Here is a 24,175-nt window from a genome sequence, read left to right as displayed (position 1 = left end):
GGCCGGATATATGGGTGCAATGAACTCTTCTCAAAATCGTTATCGAATGTCTTGCAAACCGGATGGGTCCATATATGCACGATGAAAGCCAAATGACGATTTAAAAACCAACCGAGTTCTGGTGATTTTAATTTGGAGTTTATCTATGAAGCTAAAAACGGCCCCCATACGCCATGCAGTGATAACAAAGTTTACCTTATGCACTCTGCTCACACTCAGCACACTGATCAGTTTATCCAGCCATGCTGCGACACTGACGGCCGAACAGCAACAAGCAGTAAAATCGCACTTCGATAAACTGGCCCAGTCACAGCAAGTTGCAGAGCAACGCCTGACTGAGCAGCTCGATCAAGAATTTACCCGCCAATTAGCACAGGAGGAGCATCAGTTCATGCGCCAAACGTGTACCCAATACGGCATGACTTTCGACGTTACCAGTAACGCATGTTTGCGCTCTTAGGGCGAATTAAAACGGAAAACGCGCACTAAGCTCAGGATATTGCTGTCTTAAGTCTTTGGGTTTAGTGCTAAATTTTTTGCCTACGGGAGTCGCTTTGCCCGAAGGCATAAAAGGCAACTCTTTACCCGTTCGGTCTTCGTATAATTGCCCTGCAATAAGATCGTAATCTTCAATAAAGGGATAGGCATAACCATCCTTTTCTGGCCATGCAGTTAACTTCGCTAACGAATCAGGCTGGGCAATCACAGCCTCATAACTGGCTTGTCCAAGTGAAATCAGAAAAGCGCGAAATTCGGCAAAGGCATAATCAGAATCACACCCCGTAATGATATAAGCCGCCCCCCAAACCGACCATAAATAACTTCGGCGCATCTGTTGACCAAACAGCTTATCAAAGACTTTTAGCTCTTCATCACTCAGTTTACTCAGTTTCAGCTTTAATGCCTCAACCAAAGACTCTTGGGATTGCGCTGGCTCACTGCGGGTCACTAAGTCCCAAAATTCTACTTCTGTCATCACTTAACCTAATTTAATGCCCAAGCAAAGGCGTATTCTACATGATAATACGGTTATGCTGGACTCAGTTCGGGGCTTTTCCTACACTTGCTCCACTTCACATTAGCCAGTAACCCTAACTTTATGCCTAAACGCCTAATCCTATTGATAACCCTTTATACTCTGTTTGCCATTGTTGCCCTGCTACGTGCGGTTGCCACGGGTTCATTCGATCTCTTTAGCTTAGGTGTATTGCCCGTGTTGTTTGGCATACTGACGCAAGCACCTTGGTCTAGCTTAGTGCTCAAAATTTACCTTGGATTACAAACATTAGGCCTGTCAGCACTCGGTGTCACAGCCATTATCGCCTATCAGATTACACCTCAAGACGTTAAAGTGGTGGTAGAGGGTCATAACATCCCGATGTTACCGCTGGTGCTGTCTATCATTGCCCTGCTATTAGTAGAGTATTGGATCGCATTTTCACGGGTAACCCGTGATTATTTAACTGCAAAATTGAAAGCTTGATTTAATGTGTTGCGAAGCAGTTATTTCTCGCCTAAGTTAACGCCTTTCTAAAAAAGCCCAATAGCTTGTGACTATGACTCATTTATCGCCTAACGAATTATCGATGCTTATTATTGAGCCATCGGAAACCCAGCGCCGCATTATCATCAAGCGCTTACAGCAAGAAGGCATTGTTAGCATCGAAAATGCTGCCAATATTGAAGAGGCTAAAAGACTCATTGCTCGACACAAACCCGATCTCATTGCCAGTGCAATGCATTTTGAAGATGGAACAGCGACCGAGTTTTTGAACTACCTGCGCAGCAAAAGTGAATATAAAGATATTCAATTTATGCTGATCTCAAGTGAATGTCGCCGTGAACAATTGGAGATTTTCCGCCAGTCTGGCGTAGTCGCGATTCTGCCAAAACCTTTTAATGCCGAACACTTAGGCAAGGCGCTAAATGCGACCATCGATTTGCTCAGCCACGATGAACTCGACTTAAGCCACTTCGATGTGCACGATGTACGCGTGCTTGTGGTTGATGACAGTCGCATGGCACGTAATGTGATCAAGCGAACTATTGGTAATTTGGGGATAAAACTGATTACCGAAGCAGAAGATGGTGCGCAAGCCATTGAATTAATGCGTCATAATATGTTTGATTTAATTATCACTGATTACAATATGCCCAGCGTTGATGGACTGGCATTAACGCAATTTATCCGCAATGAAAGTCAACAATCCCACGTGCCTATTTTAATGGTCTCGTCTGAGGCTAACGATACACATTTAAGTAATGTATCTCAGGCTGGGGTGAATGCCCTGTGTGACAAGCCCTTCGAACCCAAATTGGTTAAGCAACTCTTATATCAGTTGCTCGAAGAATAAAACCTAAGTCACGAATGGCGCAAATACCCTCCAATTTTGTTACTTCGATGACACAAGCCCGCAGCAAAGGGCTTTCCAACGCTTTAACCTTGTGGCATGTTAGGCTCGCTGACTTACATAAATCTACGGAAAGAAGAGACAATAAAAATGAACAAAACTGAACTTATCGCCAAAATTGCAGAAAATGCCGATATCACCAAAGCTGAAGCAGCACGAGCATTGAAATCTTTCGAAGCGGCGATTACTGAATCAATGAAAAACGGTGACAAAATCTCTATCGTCGGATTTGGCTCCTTTGAAACAGCGACTCGTGCAGCTCGTACTGGTCGTAACCCACAAACGGGCAAAGAAATCCAAATTGCGGAAGCGACTGTACCTAAGTTTAAAGCGGGTAAAACCCTGCGTGATAGTGTGAACTAATTCGCTCGACATTGATTTTATAAAACGCCTCCTCTGTGAGGCGTTTTTTTGCCCTCACGAAAGCATGAAAGATGATTTTTTGCACAAACACAGTGCGTTCACCGCTCTATTTTTGAGCATTTTAAAACATTTAATTAACATAAATTATGTAACCAATTGTTTTTAAAGATGTTCAAATAATGGCATGTGATTAGCAACTCCCTTATCAGAAAAAACCATGATGCACCAATGTCGCCGTATTTAAGTGGCATGAGTGAATCGATAAATAAGTCAATCGAGGGGATGAGTATGAGAAAATCACTGTACAGCGTTTTGGCATTATCGACGGGATTATTACTAACCACTAACGTCTTTGCGGCGGTATCCGGCAATATTGGCGGCACATCAAACTATCTATGGCGCGGAGTGACTCAAACCAATGATGCGGTCGCGATCCAAGGCGGTCTTGACTACAGTCATGACTCAGGATTTTATGCGGGTACGTGGGCATCAAATGTCGATTTTGGCAATGACACTAGCTACGAGTTAGACCTCTATGCTGGTTACGGTGGCAACATCACCGACGATCTCAGCTATGATTTTGGCTATCTCTATTATGCCTACCCCGATGCCGAAGGCAGCATCGATTTTGGTGAGCTCCACGGGGCTATTACCTGGAAGTGGGTCGAACTCAGTTATTCCCACGTGATCAATGCGGGTGATGACGTAGCGGCGGAACCACTCGATAACAAAGATATGAGTTATCTTGCCGCCACAGCATCTTTCCCTTTAACCGAGAAACTTAGCCTGTCATTCCACTATGGCTACTCCACGGGCGATGTGGTTGAAGCTTGGTTTGGTGAGGATAACTATGCCGATTACAACGTAACACTTAGTGCAGATACCAGCATGGGCACAGTCTCTTTTATGGTATCAGATACTGATCTGGCTGATGACGATGCTAAAATCGCTTTAGGTTACTCCTATAGCTTTGATTTATAAAACAAAGAACTAAGAAACACGCCGCGTTAATCGCGGCGTTTTTTATTAAGCGATCACCGCCCGATTCGACTTACGTGCTAACACCATTTTCTCAATATATTCCACAATAGGCTCAGTTACCGAAATACCCGTAGTTTGCTCAATACCTTCGATACCAGGAGCTGAGTTCACCTCAAGGATCAACGGGCCACGATTCGAACGTAAAATATCCACGCCTGCAACGACTAATCCCATCGCTTTAACAGCGGCAACGGCCATCTTGCGCTCTTCTGGCGTAATTTTCACTTTTTCACCACAGCCGCCTAAGTGTAAGTTTGAACGAAAATCGCCCTCTGGCCCCTGACGCTTCATCGAGGCCACCACTTTATCACCCACCACAAAACAGCGAATATCACTGCCGTTGGACTCTTGAATATACTCTTGCACCAAAATATTGGCTTTGAGCCCTAAAAAGGCTTCAATCACGCTCTCAGCGGCGGTTTTCGTTTCCGCTAATACCACCCCAATCCCCTGCGTACCTTCGAGTAACTTGATCACTAAAGGAGCACCGCCCACCATATTAATGAGATCAGGAATATCATTGGGTTTATTGGCAAATCCAGTGATAGGCATACCAATGCCTTTACGTGAAAGTAATTGCAGAGCACGTAACTTATCCCGCGAGCGTGCTATCGAAATTGAATCGTTGGCGGCAAATACACCCATCATTTCAAACTGGCGCACGACTGCGCAGCCATAAAAGGTCACACTGGCATGAATACGCGGAATAATGGCATCAAACCCTGTTAATTCTTCTCCCTGATAATGAATGCTAGGTTTAACGGAATTAATATTCATGTAGCAATTCAAGGTATTAATCACCACAGCCTCATGACCACGGCTTTCACAGGCGGCCACTAAACGTCGGGTGGAATACAATTCTGGAAACTGAGATAAAATACCGATTTTCATTACCAAATGACCAAATTAAACACAGTGATTGAAGCTCTGAGCACATTGCATCAGAAAGGGGCGCTGATATTTGTCTATTGCTCAGTGTAAAGCAAGAAAATATTCCTCACCAGACGAAAACCTAAGCCTTAGTCAAACGTAAGATAATCTTCACAATTTAGTGACTAACGGTGTAATGAACCTTGCTTCAAATTCGCTTGCCTCTAGAGGACGAGAAAAGAAGTATCCCTGTAATAGATTGCAGTGCCTTACTGTACAAAACTCCGCTTGCTCGAGGGTTTCAATTCCCTCGGCAACAGAGGTGACGTTAAAGCCATAGGCAAAGTTAAGCAACGCTGTGAGTAAACGAGTGTCCTTTTCGTCCTTATCGTAGGAAGCAATAAAACTTTTATCGATTTTTAACACGCTGATGGGGAACAACTTTATATGTTCAAGGGATGAAAATCCGGTACCAAAATCGTCCAACGCAAATCGCACTCCAAGTTGGGCTATTTTATCGAGGATCTTGGCATGTTCGTGGGGTTCTTCAATCAAACAGTTTTCGGTAATTTCCAACTCAAGTGCACTTGGCGCTAGCCCTGTCACGTTAAGAACATGGGCGATTTTCTCATATAAGTTGATATGCCCAATTTGAGATGCAGATAAGTTCACGGCAATGGTAAAGCGATGCCCTGTTGGTGCTAATTGGCTCAGCCAATATTGGGCCTGTCGGCAGGCTTCATACAATACCCAGTCACCGATTTCTTCCATTAACCCAATTTCTTCCGCTATGGGCAGAAATTGGTCAGGAGAAATCAAACCATCTTCGGGATGCTGCCAACGAATTAACGCTTCCATTCCCACCATATGGTGTGTTTGCGCGTCAACTTGCACCTGATAATAAACCTTAAACTGATTCTGCCTTAAGGCCATTTTTAAGCTGGACTCGATATGATTGCGGTAGCGGACTTCTTTATCTAGCGCCTCGGAATAAAACTGGATCTGATTGCGCCCCATTTTCTTAGCACGATACATGGCGATATCGGCGCATTTCATTAACTCAGAGCTATCGGAGGCGGCTTCATTATAAAATGCCACGCCAATACTGGCGCCAATCATCACATCGTTATCTCCAAGGCAAAACACTTCTTCAAAAGCTTTAAGTAGACGGTTAGCCACTATCATGGGGAAATATTTGTAGTCATTATCAGTCACTAACACCACAAATTCATCACCGCCTAAACGAGCAATGACGTCACCATCCCGTAACACGGCGCTGAGTCTCGATGCGACTTTCACCAACAAAATATCACCTGTCTGGTGACCTAACGTGTCATTAATCGCTTTAAAATCATCAAGATCAAGTAAAATCACGGCTAAAAAATCATTACTGCGTTTTGCTCTTGCAATGGCGCGATTTAAACACAGCTCAAATCCATAACGATTCATCAATTTGGTGAGTGAATCGTGCTCCGCCAGTTCTTTCAGTTTTTGATGGCTATGTCGTAGGGCAAGTGCCATTGAGGCGCGCTGTTTAGCGTAACGAATTGAACGACTCAGGATTCTTGAGTTAACTTCATCTTTAAGTAAGAAATCTTGGGCACCTAACTCAATACAACGCTGAGCGAGTTTTTCATCTTCGTAACGGCTCAACATCACCACCACAGTTTGATCTTGAGTCATAGAATTGAGCTTGATAAGCACTTCTAAGCCATTAGCATCGGGCAATAGGTAATCGAGTAGAATCCCGTCAAAATGACGCTCCAAGGCAAGATTCAATCCATCAAAAGCACAGTTTGCCTCAACCACATTAAAAGCTAACTTGGACTGTCGTAGCGCTCGAATAATAGCGGTTCTATCAACTTCATCATCATCGATAAGTAGTAAATCCATATACACATCCTATACGCTTGGAAGCTCAACGATGCGCCAGTAGCCTTCCAACATATTAAAAATATTGTGGAAACCATCTTTAATATCTGTTTTAACCATGTAACCAGCCACATGGTGACGGTAGGCTCTCATCCGATCTTCATCGGTACTAGAAGTCGTCAGCATAAACACAACGGAAGAAGACAACGTCGGATCAGAACGAATATGTTCAAGAAATTCAAAACCATTCATTCTGGGCATATTGAGATCGAGCAAGATCAAGTATGACCCCTTGATAGCGTTGGTATGCGTCAGAATTGAAAGTGCTTCAAGCCCGTCCCTCGCTCGCACAAGAGGATTAAGCAAACGCAGTTGCTTCATCGCCCTCTGCACCGCCATATAATCCACATCATCATCAACTAACAGAATGGTCACTTGTTTATAGTCATGGCTATTACTCATACCGCCTCCTTGTTGACTATGTGCATCGGCCAGCTAAACCTAAAGCAACAACCTCGCCCCGCTGATTCTAGTAGAATTTTCCCCCCTAAACTTTCAACCGTCTTTTTGACAAGCGACAATCCCAAACCGCTTCCCTCGACTTCATCTCTTGGTCTAAGAGTTTGAAACATTTCAAATACTTTCTGGTGAAACGGGGCAGAAATTCCAGGTCCATCATCAATCACGCTAAACCAGTAATAGTGGCCTTTTGTTTCACATTGCACCTTAAGTACACCACCACCTCTATCATGGTGTTTAATGGCATTGCTAATTAAATTCCGAACGACTAGTTCTAAGAGCGTTTTAACCGTTTTAAATCGTGGAAAATTACCTTCGATGACCAATTCAAATCCCTGAGGCGGAGCGACCAAAGCGAACATATCTTCGACCAGTTGCCGACAATCGGTGTCAACCATTTCAATATCAACACGCCCAATGCGTGAAAACGTTAACAACCCGTCGAGTAATAACACCATTCTCTGGATACGATTCTGAATTAAACCTAGGTATTTTTGGACATTTTCATTAGTGTTATCAGCAAGATCTTCACTTAACCAATGGGTTAGTTGCTCAATACCTCTGAGGGGCGACTTCAAGTCATGGGAAGCAATATAGGCAAATCTATCTAGCTCTTGATTAATACGCTCCAATTCTGTCGTATGCTCGATACGCTGCGCTTCAATCCGCTTACGTTCAGAAATATTATTGATCGTCGTTAAAATGTAGATCCCATTACTAAAGTGAATAGGAGTTAATCCGACCTCGATCGCCAAACGTGTACCATCTTTGCAGCAACCAAACAGATCATCCCGCATCGACATATTCTTCGCGATGGGATGAAGCAGGTAATGAGATAGATGCTTTTTATGAATTTCCCTAAGCGATTCAGGTAGTAACATATTAATTGAACGTCCAAGTAACTCCTCCCTCGTATAACCAAAAAGCCTTTCGGCATGGGTATTGACTAAGGTAATCGCGCCTGTTTTATCAACCATAAACAGTGCACTCGGAGAAGCCTCGATGACTAGACGAAAGCGTTTTTCATTGGCAATTAATTCGGCGGTTAACATTGACTCTTGGTAACGGTTACGAGCCATACTGATCACTGCATAAAGTAAGGCAAGAATAAAGGCGCAGCCAATCACTTGCAGCCACATACTTTGGGTTTGCTCTGCAATTGAAATAAAGCGCGACTCAGAAGAAACATCTATTCGCCAAACTTGCCCTTCCATGTTTTCTAGTTTTGATTGATAAAAAACATCCTTCGGAGAGGGAAGCGCTTTGTGGGAACTAAACATTAAACTGGCATGATTTGCCTCTGAACCATCATAAATGGCAAGTTTTAGACCGGAAAAACGTTTTCCCATAATGCCCTGCATTAAATTATCCATCCGAAAAGGTGCGTAAACCACACCTATCGCTTGCTGTAGACGTTCCGCTTCTGTCACGGGTTGACCATGATAAAAAGGAACATACATCAATACACCAGCCTGAGAATTATCGGGCGTTTCCTGCACTAAGGTAACTTTGCCAGACACCTTAACTTGTCCCGAAGCAATAGCGTTTAGAATTGCAGTGCGACGAGTTGATTCGGAACACATGTCAAAACCAAATGCCCGTTGATTTCGCCAGTCGAATGGTTCTAAATATTTGATAACACAGTAAAGCTCTCTATTACCTGTGGGTGTGACGCGAAAATCAGTAAATCCCTCCTGTTGGACTTGCTGTGTAAACTCATCCAAGGATGTTGGCATCACTAGTTGAGCAAAACCTAAACCTTGAATCCCTGGGTAATAATCGGATAAACGCGCATTAGCGACATAAATTTGCCATTCACTGCGAGTGACGCCGTTGGAGGACAAAAAAAGCCCTACTCCACCACGTAAAACTTGCTCATAGGCCATCATTCTTCGGGTAACAGCTTCGGACAACTCCTGAACATGATTATTAAACCGCTCTTCGCCTCGATCTCTTAAATATTCCTCTAAAACAAACCAAGAAATACCCATAAAAGTCAGAGCGGCAAATAACATCAGCCAACTTGAACGAATCACACTAACGAAAAAACTTTTTGGAGGGCCGAAAGATTCAGGAAAACGGTCCGTGTCCATATTAGCTTCCCTAGCAAAGTTACATTTGAGTTGTCTTCCCCAAGTGTTGTTCGATTTTTATGCAAATTCAAGTTTATCCGACTATTTAAGTAGGGCTTAACATCAATATAAAAAGAAAGTGTTATGCGCTAAATCACAAAATTCAGCAAAAACTTAAATAGCCTTAACTCCCCTAAAAATTCAGTAATGCCATAGGAGTAACACACTGTCGTATGGGAAAAAAAATTTGCGTTTATGAGTAAAATTTTTTGCTTTTCTGCCACACTCTTTTTAGATAGAAAGGCGTTAGGAACAACATGAGGAATTCGTTATGGCTCATATTACTGAAGTCGTGCCCAACGATACTGAAATTGAGGCAATGACCACCCCTAGAAATAGCAAAGCAGCAGAGGCAATGCAGCACAAGCGTGAAATCAAGAAACGCTTAGAAGATTATCTCGAACGTGCCGAATTACGACGCGCATTAGGAGATGATGACTTTTTCTAAACTTCCTACTCCCATAAGGCATTATGGTCGTTTAAGTTCACGACTGTTATCCAAACCTTCACCCAGCTCCTTGGGGCTGGGTGCAAACGTTAACACTGATTTACCAAGCCGACTTTTCCTCATTTTATAAACCTGTGTCAGCCTAGTTTTATCAGCTACCGTTAAATCGGCACCACCAACACATGCACTGCTGCATCGTTTCTCAAATAGCACAGTGCAGCCATAATCATCTCACACAGACTTTATAACCTTTTAGCATAAGCTAATTAGTCTTAATCTCATTGGGATAACACAATATTTAACAGTTACTTGCATAAAAAATCTTCGCCATTTTCAGGCTAAAACAATTCATATTGCACCAAAATGATTCACTAAATCGATAGCAGATAAGATACTTAATCGACAAGATTTAATTGTTCTGGGTAAGAAACCTATAAAAACAACGACTTTACCGCTATGATTGAACTAATTTTAGCGCCTAAGTAGCAACAGGATTTCGGGAATGTCAGAGTCATTAGCCCAGTACCAAGAAGATTTACGTCGCTTTTCCGATGAGCTGATCCGCATTCAAACCCCGATCAAGATTTTAGACGCCATCAAATGGCCACGGGAAATGGAGGAGCGTTTTCTTTCTAGTAAAGGCACGGTTCTGCCAGCAATTACACAGGATTTTTATCAAAAAATTGCTCTGCCCTTCGATCCCGTAAAAACACAGGCTGAATTACTTTCTCTCAAACAAGACATTCATCGACGTTTAGGCAAAAAAGACAAGCTGGGCAAGATATTAGTCGCTAACGTAGACCAGTATCGTCTGGTGGTCGATATGCTGGGTCATCGAGGGACCCCTGTCTTTGGTCAGCTTAGCCAAGAACTCTACGGCAGCGCCAGCCACAGATTACATGGCGATCGCCACACTCTGCGTCAATTGGGCGATAAACTCAGTTATATCTTCTCATTGCCCGCTGCGCGGCATATGAATAAGCATCACCCTAAAATCATCAGTGCCCCCGAAGCCGTGAATGTGCTGAGCCAGCGATTGGAAAAATACTTCCATAGCGATGACATGCGGGTGCGTTTGAGTGACGGGATTGTGTCTGACGCCGCAGTGGGGGGCGATACGGTCAAACTCAATAGTAAGGCCATGTTCAGCGAGTCAGATCTCAATGTGTACGAAGTTCATGAAGGTTGGGTGCATGTGGGCACCACCCTGAATGGTCGGGCTCAACCCCATGCTACTTGGCTCAGCGTCGGCTCACCCCGCGTAGCTGCCACCCAAGAAGGGCTTGCTGTATTACTCGAAATGCTCACCCTAAGCTCAAACCCAGGCCGTGCCCGCCGTATTAGCGACCGTGTCGCAGCGGTAGATATGGCGGAAAATGGGGCCAACTTTATTGAAGTATTTAACTATTTTAGAGAGTTAAATCTTAGCGCTAAGGATAGTTATCGAGTCACACAAAGGGTGTTTCGTGGCGGTATGGTCGAAGGCGGCAGCTTTTTTACCAAAGATATTTCCTATGTGCGTGGTTATGTTGAGAACATCAACTTTATCCGCAGCGCCATCACATCGGGTTTACCCGAACTTATCCCTATGCTGTTTTTAGGCAAACTCGCCATTGAGGATATTCCCGTTCTCTATCAAGCCTGCCAAGAAGGCATCATTACGCCACCAAAATATTTACCGCCCATGTTCGACAACTTTAGCGGTTTGTATGCTTGGTTTGGTTTCGCCTCAGGATTAGCAGGAATCGATCTGAAAGGGGTGCAACGTCACTTCACCCGCTTATTTAAAGACGTGCCCAGTATCGACCCAAGCCTCGAGTTACTCGACGACACTGAATTTGATAATAACTCAGACTAATCAAGTCATTTTGCCACAGCCCTCTTCGGGCTGTGGCCTATCGCTTAAGCTGTTATCCACATCAGTTTGGGCAAGGCGTTCAAATCCAACTTATCGCCACGGGTGGCAATAGCCAGTGCCTTAGGTTTAGTTTTCGGATCTTGATTCATGACGGTCACTAATCCCTGTTGTGCTTGGGCCTCGCCATGGACTAGCACTAAAGGTGGTTGATCTTCAAAGTGCCGATACCAACGTAGCAACTCTGCCTGATCCGCATGGGCGGATAAGCCTCCGACGGTATGTAACTTGGCGGCAACTTTGACGCTATTACCATGGATAGTGAGCTCCTCCGCGCCATCGACCAAGGCTCGTCCAGGCGTGCCAAGCGCTTGGAAACCACAGATAATCACATCACATTCTGGCCGCCACAGATTATGTTCCAAATGACTACGGATACGCCCACCATTACACATGCCGCTACCCGCAATAATGATCAAGCCCTGATGCACATCGTTTAATGCGATAGACTCTTCAGTAGTTTGAATAAATTCGACATTCGATAATAAGGGATGTTGCCCCGGATGCTGGCGAGTAAAACGCTTAAAATCATCATCCATTAACGGATAGTTATTAACATATACTCGTGTTGCCTCAATCGCCATTGGACTATCGAGGCAGACTTTCCAGCGAGATAAATCCCAATCTTTAGCATATAAATGAAATAGATATAAAAGCTCCTGCGCTCGCCCTACTGAGAAGGCTGGCAAAAGAATATTACCGCGGCTCTCGGTGACTGCCTTAGCAAAAATCGCCTTTAATTCGGCCAGAGTATCAGTCCAGCTTCGGTGGAAACGATCGCCGTAGGTGCTTTCCATTAACACTAAATCTGCAGTGTCGACTAAGGTGGGATTACGTAATATCGGCATACCCGCCCGGCCAAGATCACCACTAAAGACGATTTTCTTCTGGGACTTACCTTCGCCTAACCATAACTCGACTAAGGCAGAACCTAAAATATGCCCCGCATCAGAGAGGCAAATATCCACATGGGGAATAACCTGAGTCACTTGGCCGTATTCCAGCGACACAAATTGACTAATGGCCTGTTCGGCATCTTCGACGGTGAATAGTGGCTCTAGGGGGTCAAGATCATGTTTAGCGCGCTTTTTATTGGTTCTTTCGGTGTCGCGCACCTGCAGCATCGCCGCATCTTTAAGCATGATCGCGCACAGCTCTGCTGTGGCTTTATGGGTATAGATTGGCCCATCAAAACCCGCTTTGACTAAGAGTGGTAAACGCCCTGAATGGTCGATATGAGCATGGCTGAGCACAACCGCGGAAATAGACTCAGGATCGAAGGTGAAGGGCTCATGGTTACGCAATTCATCCGCTTTACCACCTTGGATTAAACCACAATCGAGTAATAAGTGTTCATGATCGACCGAGAGCAAATGGCATGAGCCGGTCACTTCCTCTGTCGCCCCTAAAAACTGCAGTGTCATCCGCATGGTGTGCCTCCAACGTGATTACCTCGTATAAAGCTAGACTATGCCCTTATTCCTAAAACAAAAAGCAATAATTAGTCGCATGCGAGCAATGTCAACTTTTGCCGTAACACTCAAGCATCAATAACCTAATAGTGGGTACAACTCACCTTGGCGCACGGTTTTATCGGCATTGATTAAGGTGCCATCACGCTGCCATTGAGCGAGTTGCTCTTGAATGATGGGTTGCACTTCTTTTGCCGTCATCCCCGCGTTAATCTGGCGACTGTAGAGTAATTTCAGCAAAATATAATCGAGCCCAGTGAGTAAGTCCTGCGGGGTTTTATCGTTAAAGATGGACGGAAATACTTTTTCAGAATCATTGGGTAACCCAAGTACTTGAGTGATTTCTTCGACGATACAAGCCACTAACTTACCATGCATTTTTGCCTGATCCACGGGAATAATTACCCAGGCGCGCTCAATCTCATTCTGAGAGTTGAGGGCAAATTTGCCCATACAAACAGAGCCATGAATATTACTGGCTGCACTCGCGCCCATGAGGCTCATCACCTCATCGGCCCATTGGGATTGGCGGGTAAAGACTAAATGTAAATTAGCCTCTTCGAGCTTATCTACCTGCAAAATACTGTGACCCGTGATTTGCCCAAGATGACTTAGATGCATCTGCACCAATTGCGCATGCAGCACATTGTCGCCAACTTGGTGCTCAACAAAGACGCGCACGGGTTTATGCCATTTTCGTACTCGGTGCTTATCTTTATCGTATTCATTTTTAAGGGCTATCTCATCGAAAGCTTGGGTGATGTAGGCTGGATTTTTCCAATCTCGAATGGATGTTGAAGCGAGATTGGGCATGTCGGCCTCTTTGGGACTTAACGTTGGGGAAACCGATGCACAGAGTGGCGCAACAAAGGCTGCAAGTAGCGAAACAATACAGACTAAGCCAATCGAACTCTTCCCCTTGAAGTGCTTTCGCCAGATTAACATCTTGTTATTCCTTCGCTTGTCGAGGCAACTTAATAGAAATCAAGGCCGTAGTCGCGATAAAGGCTGTCGACATCCATAAGCAGGCCACCAGCCCATGACTCTGATACACCCAGCCAGAAAGCACGGTTCCCACCAAACGCCCCATAGCGTTGGCCATATAATAAAATCCAACATCGAGTGATACCGCCTCTTCGCTGGCATAACTCACAATCAAATAACTGTGCAGCGACGAGTTCACCGCAAACAGAGCACCAAATAGCATTAAGCCCAACAACAAACTGGCTTCAGGGTAAAAACTAAACTGTATCGCACTGGCAATCAATGCCGGGATAAAGGCCAAGATACTGGCCCAAATTAACGCGCTGCGACCATCGGGTGCAGCACCGACTGCTAAGCTTTGGTGTTGGTGATTGCCAGTGATCTTAGGCGCCAAGGTTTGTACTATACCGTAGCCGATAACCCACACAGCTAAAAAGCCGCCCACCGCCCAATGATCCCAGCCAAATTTACTCGCTAGATACACAGGCAGCGCCACCACAAACCACACATCCCTGGCGGCAAAAAGGAATAATCGTGCCGCCGAGAGAATGTTCACACTACGACTCTTAGAGAAAATCTCCGTAAATTTAGGCTTATTCTTGGCTTTACCTAAATCCTTCTTCAGCATCACTAAGCTAAGTAGCCATACGAGTCCGAGCATGCTCGCCATAGTGGCGATCGCCAGCTCAAATCCAAGTAAGGCAAGCAAAACACCACCGAGGAAAAATCCCGCGCCCTTGAGGGCATTTTTAGAACCCGTTAACAAGGCAACCCACTTATAAAGCTTGCCCTGCTCGCCTTTTGGTACTAGCAGTTTGATCGCGCTTTTAGCACTCATCTTATTGAGATCTTTAGCAACTCCAGAAAGCGCCTGCGCCGCCATCACCCAAGGCACGCCCGCGAGCCACAGCGGTAAACTGGCGGCAGGTACCAATAACATTCCTAATGCCAACACCTGCATACCAAGACCCAGATTCATGGTGCGATTTAACCCTAAACGCGCACCGAGATAGCCGCCCACCAGATTGGTTACGACGCCAAAAATCTCATAGAACAAGAACAACATCGCAATCGCGAATGGCGTATAACCGAGATCGTGAAAATGCAGCACCACCAACATCCGCAGCGCGCCGTCGGTTAAGGTAAAACTCCAATAATTGAAGGTGATCAGCAAATATTGCCGCACGGCGGCGGGCAATTGCATCAGTTGTTCAAATAGCTTGGCAGCAGGCACTATGCTCTCCTAACGCGGCAAATCAAGCTGGCCGACTAAACGGGCGAGCTCTGCCGTACGGTTGGCATATCCCCATTCATTGTCGTACCACACGTAGAGTTTTAGCTGAGTACCATTCACCACCATGGTCGAGAGCGCATCGACAATGCTCGAACGCGGATCGGTTTTGTAATCCACCGACACCAGCGGCCGCTCTTCATAGCCTAAAATCCCCTTAAGCTCGCCCTCAGCGGCGGTTTGTAGCAGCGCATTCACTTCTTCTTCGGTCACGCTGCGTTCAAGCTCAAATACACAATCGGTTAGAGAGGCATTGGCGAGCGGCACCCGCACGGCGTGGCCATTTAGCTTGCCCTTAAGCTCAGGGAAAATATGGGTAATCGCCGTCGCGCTGCCAGTGGTGGTTGGGATTAAACTCAAACCACAGGCGCGGGCGCGACGTAAATCTTTATGTGGCGCATCGAGAATGGTTTGAGTGTTAGTAATATCGTGGATAGTCGTCATAGAACCGTGTTTGATGCCGATCTGCTCGTGGATCACTTTCACCACAGGCGCAAGACAATTAGTGGTGCAAGAGGCTGCAGTGACGATTGGGTGCATGGCTGGGTCATATAACTGATGGTTCACGCCCATCACCACATTTAACACGCCCTCTTCTTTTACGGGAGCAGTGACAACCACCCGCTTAACACCTTGATCTAAATAGGCTTGTAATAAGGCTTTGGTTTTCATCACCCCAGAGGCTTCAATCACTGCATCGCATCCCGCCCAATCGGTCTCGGCAATCGTTTTATTACGTGTGGTGCGAATGCTTTTATCTTGAATGTGGATCTGATCATTACTCGCCGTCACGGAATAACACCAGCGGCCATGGACAGAATCAAACTCAAGCAAATGGGCTAAGGTGGCCGCATCCCCCGCGGGATCGTTAATCTGCACAAACTCCACCTCATCCCAGTCCCATGCCGCGCGCAGGGCTAAACGCCCCATACGGCCGAAGCCATTAATGCCGATTTTGATTGCCATGATGATATTCCAATATGCTGATTGTGAGTTTTATATTATTAATTTTTAATATGTTATGAGTATTACGGACTTTTTACTTAAGCGATTACATCGCCATTGCCACCCCTAATAGATGACAATGGCGCATCTTGTTAACAACCATTATTGCTAGGCCAAAGCAAGCCTTGATTGGCTAAAATGGGTTCTAATTTACTCCCTTAGCCATCCTTCAATTTCATCTCGGGTCGGTACTGAGCCGCTGTGGATTAACTCACCATCGATCACAACCGCTGGGGTTTTCATTACGTTAAATTTCAATAGGGTTTGCGGATCGGCATCCTTTTTCACAATCACATCTATGCCCATTTCTTCAGATATATCTGCAATCATTTCAGCGGTTTTACTACATTTAGCGCAACCACTACCTAATACTTTGACTTGTTTCATGTTATTTCCTTAAAGATACGGTGCTGCAAAATTAAACATCCAACCTACTAACGTAAATGCCGTTAATAGCACAATCAACAGCAGCGCCAACAGGCGCCACTGCATAACTTGTTTGAGTAAAATAAATTCGGGGAAACTGGCTGCCACAGTGCTCATACAAAATGCTAGCGTAGTGCCAATTGGCAGACCGTTTGCTAGCAAGCTTTCCATGACAGGAATAATGCCTGTCGCATTCGAATAAAGGGGAATGCCGATTAATACAGCCGCGGGCACTGACCACCATTGACCTTGGCCTAAGTGGGTTTCAACCCAACCCTCAGGTACAAAACCGTGCAGGGCAGCGCCAAGACCTACGCCGATAATGACCCACTTCCAGACGCGGCCAAAAATATCAATCGCCTCAGCTTTGGCAAATTGGTGACGTTCAGAAAAAGAGAGGGCTCGCTGAGTCGTTGAAACAGCATTTGATGCTGTCATCTGACGCCCACGGACGAGGGCTTCGGCGGCGAAGGATTGCAACCAACGCTCAGCCTTCATCGCATCTAGCAATAATCCGCCGAGCATACCCACTGCCATCCCCACAACCACATAGAGCAAGGTAAATTTCCAACCGAGTAAACTCATTAGTAATAGGACAGCGACTTCATTGATCAAAGGTGAAGTGATCAAAAAGGCCATAGTAATCCCAAGGGGAATACCCGCCGAGGTAAAACCTAAAAACACAGGTATGCTAGAGCAAGAACAAAAAGGCGTGATGGCGCCAAAAATCGACCCCAGCAAATAACCCACGCCCTTATTCTTGCCCGCTAAATAATTGCGGACTCGCTCAACATCTAAGGACGCCCGCAGCAGGGCGATCACATAAATCATCACCACCAGTAATACGAAAATTTTACTGACATCTTCAACAAAAAAATGCACAGCGCCGCCCAAGGCCGAACCCACCTCTAAGCCAAACACGCCGTACACTAGCCAAGTCGCAAAATCAGTAAATATTTGGAACATATTGATCCCTAATGCGATATCAACTTACATCATGCGATTATTTAAGATTGAAACCAGTGCCGCGTGCGATTCGCAAAATACACCAGCGACAACATCACAGGCACTTCAACCAACACCCCAACCACAGTCGCGAGAGCCGCCCCCGAGTGCAGACCAAATAATGAAATAGCCACAGCGACCGCCAGCTCAAAAAAGTTAGAAGAGCCAATCATGCTCGCTGGCGCCGCAATCGCATGGGTAAGTTTTAGTTTTAAGGCAAGCCAATAGGCCAAGATAAAAATGCCATAGCTTTGAATAATCAAAGGGATAGCTATGAGTAGAATATTCTGTGGTTGACTCACAATGGTCTTCGCTTGAAAACCAAATAACAGCACAACCGTCGCGAGTAGCCCAATCACAGACCAAGGTTTGAGTTTAGCCAGTAACTGCGGCACAGCACTCGTATCATGGCGAGTCTCAAGGCGTTTTCGAGTCGCAACACCCGCAATCAAAGGCAATAACACATAGAGGACAACCGAAAGTAACAGGGTTTCCCATGGCACTTGAATATCGCTCACACCGAGTAATAATGCCGAGAGTGGCGCAAATAAAAACACCATAATGATATCGTTAACAGAGACTTGCACTAGCGTATAGTTCGGGTCACCTTTCGTCAGTTGACTCCACACAAACACCATTGCAGTACAAGGCGCCACACCGAGTAATATCATTCCCGCGATATATTCACTGGCGGTTTGTGGATCAACCCAGTCGGCAAATAGCAACTTGAAAAATAACCAGCCTAACAATGCCATAGTAAAAGGTTTAACGAGCCAGTTGATGAAAAGCGTTAACATCAATCCCTTCGGCGCTTTGCCAACATCTTTCACCGCAGAAAAATCAATCTGCACCATCATGGGATAAATCATTACCCAGATAAACAGGGCGATGACTAAATTAACATGGGCATATTCAAGCGCGGCTACAGCAGCAAATACACCGGGGACAACATTCCCCAACACAACCCCAGCAATAATGCTCAGCCCGACCCAAACACTTAAATAACGCTCAAAAATTCCCATATAAACCTCTTAATCGACTAACGGGTGGGCAAGTACAATTTGCTGTAATGCTGCCGATAAAACCCTAGGCTCGGCCTTTAAATCAACACGCAGCAAAGCACCTATCAGACCCTCTAACAATCTGATTATTTTAAAAAATAAGACATCTTGATCTTCAACGTTCAGCTGGCTTGGATCGGGTAATCCCCAGTGCAATTTCGGGGTATTTCCTAGCCATAAAGGGCAAGTTTCGCCCGCTGCACTATCACAAACGGTGATAACCAGATCCGGCGAGAAGTCAGCTAACGCCTCCCAACTTTTACTGTGAAGTCCTGCGGTTGAATACCCATGTTGCTGAAGATGTTTCAGGGTCATAGGATGGACCTTGCCCGACGGAGCGCTGCCAGCACTCATAAAAGTCAGTGGCAACCCCAATGCCAGTTGCCGAGCAATGGCCTCCGCTAAAATGCTCCGACAAGCATTATGTGTGCACAAAAAAAGCACGTTAAAATCGGGGGTTAGCTCCACATATTGTTCTATAGCCGCCATGACAAACTCCAATCCAGTACGTTTCAAAAGTTATATTAACAACACGCTTTTGCTCGCTCAGGCCGCCCACCCATTTGACAGAGATTACGCAGGTTCTCCTGCAAAAAGATGTCGTTATCATCACAGGTTTGGGCAAGTACCTGCTGGCACCAAGGCGCGATCTCAGTATTAATCCGATAAAACACCCATTGTCCTTGACGTCGATCGACTAACAGCCGGGCTTTTTTTAACTGAGCCAAGTGGCGCGAAACCTTGGGCTGACTTTCAGACAGCGCAGCCATCAGTTCACACACGCATAATTCCCCTTCCCGCTGGATCAGCAGCAGACATTTCAACCGAGTTTCATCGGCAAGCGCCTTAAAAAATGCGACAGGTTGCATGGTTTAGTCCAAAGGTAGATAAAATTACATATGGAATTTAATATATATGAAAAAACATATATGTATAGTTATTTTTGTAGAAACCACTCACTGGCTTAATAAAACAAACATAAAAATAAATACCTTAACCGTTGAAGATGATGATGTAGGTACGAAAATAACCCATTGGAAAGGCCGTTAAAAAATGGTTACTCAGGCATAAAGTCGTGAAACCCGACCAAAAGAAATGCCAGTTAGCATTAACTGGCATTTTCGATTTGCAATACTTTATATCAAGTTAATGCTGATAAGGTTCTAGGGAGTAACCAAATCAAACCTTGGGTGACAACTTACACATAAATTTTCTGACTTTTGGTGTACGTGGTGACACTTAGCACAATCCGTCTCGGTAGCAAAGTGACGGTTGTTATGGGGGTTAGTCGGTTTCAGGTTTTCAGTTTTTAGCGCCAGCTTTTCAGTGTTATGGCATTGCACACACTTAAGCATAGGCACAGCTTGACGCTCTCCTGTTCCATGGCAACTGTTACATTTAATCCCTTTTGCAGCATGGGTTTGATCGAGTAGAACATTGTCTTTTGCTATCGCACTTGCTGCGAAAATGCCCAAGACAAGAGCCAAAATAATTGTGAGATTTTTCATTTTTAAATTCCATCATTCATGTCACTGGATGCCAACTAAAAGCAGCCGCTATTGATAATTTGGCGTTTAAAGTTTCGCGACGTATTTGCCCGCTAAGTAGCCAAAGGTGTAGCAACGTCCCAGAGACAGACCGAATACTGTTAATGGGTAATCAACACCACCATAGAAGCCCGCACCCAAGTTGCCGACAATAAACAGGCCAGGAATTTCTTTACCATCCGCATCCAGTACTTGATGATTTTCGTTCACCAGAATTCCTGAACATAAGGTTGAAATTCTCATACGACGATGAATGCCGTAAAACGGCGGTTTAAGCACTGGAACCATTTTGCTGGCTGGTTTACCAAAATCTTCGTCTTTACCTTTTTTGCACAATTCGTTGTAACGATTCACGCTTGCAACAAAGGTTTTGGGATCACATTCTAGCTTCACAGCTAATTCTTCTAAGGTGTTGGCGGCGTAGGTATTGGTCAAAGAAGGGAATACACCTTTTTTCTCGCCGGGCACTTCAGGCATATAAACCTTAAGCTCCTCTGGAGAATAAAGATGACCAGGCCAATCCTTCGCTTGTGTCATGTAATCCGAATCAAATACCTGAGAGTAATGTCCCGCGTTATACTCATCTTTCAGGTAGTTATTCATTAATGACATTTCAACTGTTTCATTAACGAAGCGTTCGCCTTTACGGTTAACGGCTAAGAAAGGCATATCGCACATTGAAGCAGGGCCCGCGTCGAAGTCATGCAACATTTTGGTATGACCAACAGGTTCAATAACCCCACCGGCCCAATACGCCATGGCAAAACCATCACCGGTACGGTCCATTTGTTTGCGTTCAAAGTTTTTCAGATCTGGAATAAAGAAATCACACATGGCCTTGTTATTTTGGTAATCACCAGAAGACAGAATGACCCCTTTCTTCGCCATGTATTTGTGGTACTTACCATCACGAGTTTGAGCAATAACACCGATCACTTTGCCTGATTCGTCTTGGATCAGTTGTTGTGCAGGAGTGTTAAAGAAGAATTTTACACCGGCCTTTTCCGCTGTTTTTGCCAGTGCACGAATACCATCACCGGTTGTGTAGGGTTTAGGACCACAGAATGAGGTCACAAAATTTAAACGGTCAGATTGGTCCGCAATACCTCGAATACCATGTTGTACCTTGGTACCCTGATCGACCACTTGGCCACCACTTTGTTTCATTCGATCAATCACCCAAGTGACAGCTTCACCGGAGTTGTAAGCCCATTGTCTTAATAAACCAGGATGCGAGCGGTGAGCATTATCAGCCATCAAACGGCTTACTAACGCCTCAATAGCCGCTTTATCACTGTTTTTCAGATCAATACCAGCACCAGTGTTTCCCTGTGAAACAGGAATGGCTTGTTTCTGTAAACAGGCAACTGTGGCGCCATTTTCTCTGGCAGATAATGCAGCTGGAACACCAGAAGCTCCGGCACCGACAACAACAACGTCAAAGGTTTGAGTCGTTGCGATATCTTTATCTGCAATCGGTTTAGGTTTAGGTAAAAAACTTAAGGTTGCACCGCCAATCTCGGCACATTCGGCGCCGACTTGCAGTGGTGCAGCACTGGCAGACCCCATTCCTAAAGAGGCAAAAGCTAAACCACCACTGCCCATTGCCGCTCGAGTCAGAAAACTTCTTCGAGAGATCCCGTTTTGAAGCACACTCGCTGTGTATTGATCAATTTCTTTCGATTTATTACTCATTTGATACTCCTTTGCCCTCATTGCGAGTGGTATTGCACTCACAATGGTGCTGGGTCTATTCGTGCCCAGATTTTTTACGTGTATTTAGAAGCTAAAAACCGCTGCGTTGACTTAAGAACATCCAATCAATCGACAATCAAATGTATGACATATGACAATACATAAAAAGAGGTATTAGCAACATCTTTGCAGTACTTCACAAAATATTTAATCTATGGAAAAACTAACCTTATTAAATAAGCAACTTCAGACTATTTTCAAACTCACCATTTAATAGATAAATACTCTAATTTTAATTATCTAATTAAAAAGTAATTTAAAATTTATTTCACAAGAAAAAATAGGTATACCCAAAACAATGGTATACCATTAAAAAGTTGCAGGGGAGCAGTTTTCAGTACTAATGACCTAAAGTAAATTTATAGTTAATATAGAACCGAATATCATTGAAATTCTCACCTTGATCAAAATCAATAGTGGCATAACGAGCTTTTAACCCTAAACCGGAAAGTGCTCCAGAGAATTTATAACTAATTGAATAGTTCATTTCGCTAAAATCACTACCAGCATTTTCTGGCACATCATATTGACCATAATATGCATAGGCCTCTAATCCATTAAGGCCGAGTTTCTCAAAATCATAGGCTAGTTTTAATGCATTGACTTCTTCATCAGCACGCGCAGATTGATATACCTGTTGAATAACCACTTTTTCATCTCCCCATGGAGTGAGCACAGTGTCATCACCAGTTTTAGCATATAGATAAGTGATATCAGCACCAGCAAACTTGGCACCGAGATGGAAACCATATTGATATGTGTCTAGAGGGCCGCCAGTTTCATCACCCGTTGCTTTCTGAGTTAAGTAAGATGGAGTGAGATAAAAATTAACCGCACTGATGTCAGTGGAGAATTTTACTTTTGCATAGGTTTGATTAAAAACATCTTCCATGCGGTAATGCCAAAGATTAACCTCGGTTTTGACCGCTTCGAAAGGTAACTGATATTTAGCACCCAGAGCATAAACAGGGTTATCTGCCACCTCAGTAATCACACCCGCTCTGGCTAGCTCACTTTGTACAGCTTCTTTAACCGATATGAAGCTGTTATCAGACCATCCCATTGAGTCCGTAATATACAATGCGGAAAGAGTGAGATTATTTACGCTATTATTTTCAACAGAAAAACCACGAAAGGTTCTTGGAATGGCTCTAATATCGTGAGGATTCATCATCGGAGTTCTTAATTCTTGAGCTCCAAGTTTAAATTTAGTATTCCACCAATCACCTTGAATAAAATATTCTTGTAATCGATTGACACTATCATGGTCGCCATTTTCATCTCGAGCAACCAAACCATAAACACTATCAGAATCATTAGTCCAAATAGGATTAGCAGAGGCAAAGCTAGTACCAAAACTAATTCCGTTAACTTTAGCAGTATTATAATAAAACAGCCCACCTAATGACGTATCATGTTTTTTATTCGTTGCGCCATCATAATCACGCGTAAAATCAAATAACCGCAATTCTCCTTTAACAGTTCCATCGCTAAACATTTTATCAATCGTTGTATCTGCGAACGCAGATACAGAAAGAGCAGACAGCACAAAAAAAGATAGGCTTTTCATTTTCATCATCATCTTCCTGTTATTAGTTAACATGTTTGCCATGCCTATACTGGTTAAGAAACAGACTCCAAACCACCTTGGAGAAATGTATGACGTATAACCTTACTTAACAATGAAGACTGAACAAATATGAGAAACTAGTTGCGAAATTTATAGAGATGTTACTTCGATCAACAAAAATGAATGTTTTTTAATCACTAATATAGGAAATGCGAGAGTACATTTTCTGCCTCAAAAGTACTTTTATGTTAAGATGGCGGAACTAAGCATATTGAGGGCAAACTAGTGCATAACTTCAAGCCAATTAAGCAGATAAAAGCATCTAGTGAAGTTGGACAACAGCTAAAAAATGCTATTTTAGGTGGCGATTATAAAGCTGGTGATAAACTACCATCCGAACGCGAGCTCATAGAATTATTCCAAGTGAGTCGAACCGTTGTCAGGGAAGCCATTAAGAGCCTTGAAGCGAGCGGCTTGGTAGAAATTCG

Annotated in this window: 26 protein-coding genes; 9 read left to right on the top strand and 17 right to left on the bottom strand. The window is 44.4% G+C overall.

The genetic code is table 11. From position 1 onward, the window contains the following. Positions 1-145: 145 nt before the first annotated feature. The gene (locus L976_RS09865) at positions 146-460 is read left to right on the top strand and encodes a hypothetical protein (RefSeq protein WP_037414024.1); all 315 of its coding nucleotides are present in this window, start codon (positions 146-148) and stop codon (positions 458-460) included. 6 nt (positions 461-466) lie between these two features. Here the strand turns inward: L976_RS09865 and L976_RS09860 are convergent, their stop codons facing one another. Next, positions 467-976, bottom strand: a complete 510-nt coding sequence (locus L976_RS09860) for a DUF4240 domain-containing protein (protein WP_037428645.1) — start codon at positions 974-976, stop codon at positions 467-469. A gap of 123 nt (positions 977-1,099) precedes the next feature. On the opposite strand from L976_RS09860, the gene L976_RS09855 reads away from it, so the two are divergent. The 4 genes from L976_RS09855 (at position 1,100) to L976_RS09840 (ending at position 3,755) form a co-directional block, all read left to right on the top strand. Then, positions 1,100-1,483, top strand: coding sequence for a hypothetical protein (locus tag L976_RS09855; RefSeq protein WP_037414043.1), 384 nt, complete (start codon positions 1,100-1,102; stop codon positions 1,481-1,483). Positions 1,484-1,556: 73 nt separating this feature from the next. Further along, positions 1,557-2,354, top strand: coding sequence for a response regulator (locus L976_RS09850; RefSeq protein ID WP_037414020.1), 798 nt, complete (start codon positions 1,557-1,559; stop codon positions 2,352-2,354). 96 nt (positions 2,355-2,450) lie between these two features. Beyond that, positions 2,451-2,774 carry an HU family DNA-binding protein gene (locus L976_RS09845; RefSeq protein ID WP_219848070.1) on the top strand — a complete coding sequence of 108 codons (324 nt, stop codon included), beginning with the start codon at positions 2,451-2,453 and terminating at the stop codon, positions 2,772-2,774. 288 nt (positions 2,775-3,062) lie between these two features. Further along, entirely contained in the window at positions 3,063-3,755 is a 693-nt protein-coding gene (locus tag L976_RS09840; RefSeq protein WP_037414015.1) for a TorF family putative porin, read from the top strand. 45 nt (positions 3,756-3,800) lie between these two features. Here L976_RS09840 and rimK read toward each other — a convergent pair whose 3' ends face one another. The 4 genes from rimK to L976_RS09820 form a co-directional block, all read right to left on the bottom strand. Next, a complete protein-coding gene (gene rimK, locus L976_RS09835) occupies positions 3,801-4,706 on the bottom strand; it encodes a 30S ribosomal protein S6--L-glutamate ligase (RefSeq protein WP_037414013.1) in 906 nt (301 codons plus the stop codon). Between the two features lie 150 nt (positions 4,707-4,856). Continuing rightward, positions 4,857-6,578 carry a putative bifunctional diguanylate cyclase/phosphodiesterase gene (locus L976_RS09830; protein WP_047536404.1) on the bottom strand — a complete coding sequence of 574 codons (1,722 nt, stop codon included), beginning with the start codon at positions 6,576-6,578 and terminating at the stop codon, positions 4,857-4,859. Positions 6,579-6,587: 9 nt separating this feature from the next. After that, positions 6,588-7,019, bottom strand: a complete 432-nt coding sequence (locus tag L976_RS09825) for a response regulator (protein ID WP_047536403.1) — start codon at positions 7,017-7,019, stop codon at positions 6,588-6,590. Then, the gene (locus L976_RS09820) at positions 7,016-9,169 is read right to left on the bottom strand and encodes a CHASE domain-containing sensor histidine kinase (RefSeq protein ID WP_047536401.1); all 2,154 of its coding nucleotides are present in this window, start codon (positions 9,167-9,169) and stop codon (positions 7,016-7,018) included. Before L976_RS09820 ends, L976_RS09825 begins: the two co-directional genes overlap by 4 nt. A gap of 310 nt (positions 9,170-9,479) precedes the next feature. Here L976_RS09820 and L976_RS23250 point away from each other — a divergent pair, with 310 nt between their 5' ends. Together L976_RS23250 and L976_RS09815 are read left to right on the top strand one after the other, a co-directional pair. After that, positions 9,480-9,656, top strand: a complete 177-nt coding sequence (locus tag L976_RS23250; protein WP_011621344.1) for a PA3496 family putative envelope integrity protein — start codon at positions 9,480-9,482, stop codon at positions 9,654-9,656. Between the two features lie 502 nt (positions 9,657-10,158). Continuing rightward, complete coding sequence (locus tag L976_RS09815; protein WP_037414006.1) at positions 10,159-11,514, top strand: flavohemoglobin expression-modulating QEGLA motif protein; 1,356 nt, start codon at positions 10,159-10,161, stop codon at positions 11,512-11,514. 44 nt (positions 11,515-11,558) lie between these two features. Here the strand turns inward: L976_RS09815 and L976_RS09810 are convergent, their stop codons facing one another. The 9 genes from L976_RS09810 to L976_RS09770 all read right to left on the bottom strand — a co-directional run bounded on the left by L976_RS09810 (position 11,559) and on the right by L976_RS09770 (position 19,684). Further along, complete coding sequence (locus L976_RS09810; protein ID WP_047536399.1) at positions 11,559-13,001, bottom strand: MBL fold metallo-hydrolase RNA specificity domain-containing protein; 1,443 nt, start codon at positions 12,999-13,001, stop codon at positions 11,559-11,561. Positions 13,002-13,118: 117 nt separating this feature from the next. Continuing rightward, the gene (locus L976_RS09805) at positions 13,119-13,988 is read right to left on the bottom strand and encodes a DUF2927 domain-containing protein (RefSeq protein WP_047536397.1); all 870 of its coding nucleotides are present in this window, start codon (positions 13,986-13,988) and stop codon (positions 13,119-13,121) included. 4 nt (positions 13,989-13,992) lie between these two features. Next, the gene (arsJ, locus tag L976_RS09800; RefSeq protein ID WP_047536395.1) at positions 13,993-15,261 is read right to left on the bottom strand and encodes an organoarsenical effux MFS transporter ArsJ; all 1,269 of its coding nucleotides are present in this window, start codon (positions 15,259-15,261) and stop codon (positions 13,993-13,995) included. A 9-nt stretch (positions 15,262-15,270) separates the two neighbouring features. Then, positions 15,271-16,284: an ArsJ-associated glyceraldehyde-3-phosphate dehydrogenase gene (locus tag L976_RS09795; RefSeq protein WP_047536393.1), complete on the bottom strand. Its 1,014-nt coding sequence runs from the start codon at positions 16,282-16,284 to the stop codon at positions 15,271-15,273. Positions 16,285-16,473: 189 nt separating this feature from the next. Further along, positions 16,474-16,710, bottom strand: coding sequence for a thioredoxin family protein (locus L976_RS09790; protein ID WP_037413994.1), 237 nt, complete (start codon positions 16,708-16,710; stop codon positions 16,474-16,476). Positions 16,711-16,719: 9 nt separating this feature from the next. Then, the gene (locus L976_RS09785) at positions 16,720-17,715 is read right to left on the bottom strand and encodes a permease (protein ID WP_047536391.1); all 996 of its coding nucleotides are present in this window, start codon (positions 17,713-17,715) and stop codon (positions 16,720-16,722) included. Between the two features lie 41 nt (positions 17,716-17,756). Next, positions 17,757-18,776 (bottom strand): ACR3 family arsenite efflux transporter, encoded by a 1,020-nt coding sequence (arsB, locus tag L976_RS09780; protein ID WP_037413989.1) that lies wholly within the window; start codon positions 18,774-18,776, stop codon positions 17,757-17,759. A 9-nt stretch (positions 18,777-18,785) separates the two neighbouring features. Further along, positions 18,786-19,304, bottom strand: a complete 519-nt coding sequence (locus L976_RS09775) for an arsenate reductase ArsC (RefSeq protein WP_052183989.1) — start codon at positions 19,302-19,304, stop codon at positions 18,786-18,788. Between the two features lie 35 nt (positions 19,305-19,339). Continuing rightward, positions 19,340-19,684: a metalloregulator ArsR/SmtB family transcription factor gene (locus tag L976_RS09770; RefSeq protein WP_037413988.1), complete on the bottom strand. Its 345-nt coding sequence runs from the start codon at positions 19,682-19,684 to the stop codon at positions 19,340-19,342. A 46-nt stretch (positions 19,685-19,730) separates the two neighbouring features. Here L976_RS09770 and L976_RS23755 point away from each other — a divergent pair, with 46 nt between their 5' ends. Then, positions 19,731-19,865, top strand: a complete 135-nt coding sequence (locus tag L976_RS23755) for a hypothetical protein (protein ID WP_261737951.1) — start codon at positions 19,731-19,733, stop codon at positions 19,863-19,865. A 113-nt stretch (positions 19,866-19,978) separates the two neighbouring features. Here the strand turns inward: L976_RS23755 and L976_RS09765 are convergent, their stop codons facing one another. The 3 genes from L976_RS09765 to L976_RS09755 all read right to left on the bottom strand — a co-directional run bounded on the left by L976_RS09765 (position 19,979) and on the right by L976_RS09755 (position 23,720). Beyond that, positions 19,979-20,323: a cytochrome c3 family protein gene (locus L976_RS09765; protein WP_037413986.1), complete on the bottom strand. Its 345-nt coding sequence runs from the start codon at positions 20,321-20,323 to the stop codon at positions 19,979-19,981. A gap of 66 nt (positions 20,324-20,389) precedes the next feature. Beyond that, the gene (locus L976_RS09760; RefSeq protein ID WP_047536388.1) at positions 20,390-22,057 is read right to left on the bottom strand and encodes an FAD-dependent oxidoreductase; all 1,668 of its coding nucleotides are present in this window, start codon (positions 22,055-22,057) and stop codon (positions 20,390-20,392) included. A 400-nt stretch (positions 22,058-22,457) separates the two neighbouring features. Further along, complete coding sequence (locus tag L976_RS09755; RefSeq protein ID WP_231570489.1) at positions 22,458-23,720, bottom strand: OprD family outer membrane porin; 1,263 nt, start codon at positions 23,718-23,720, stop codon at positions 22,458-22,460. A gap of 252 nt (positions 23,721-23,972) precedes the next feature. Between L976_RS09755 and L976_RS09750 the strand changes: the two genes are divergently transcribed. Then, the coding region (locus tag L976_RS09750; protein ID WP_156143248.1) for a FadR/GntR family transcriptional regulator at positions 23,973-24,175 on the top strand (203 nt) is incomplete at its 3' end.

Source organism: Shewanella sp. ZOR0012, from assembly GCF_000798835.1.
Classification (GTDB): Bacteria; Pseudomonadota; Gammaproteobacteria; order Enterobacterales; family Shewanellaceae; genus Shewanella; species Shewanella xiamenensis.
This window is presented reverse-complemented; position numbering and strand designations above follow the sequence as displayed.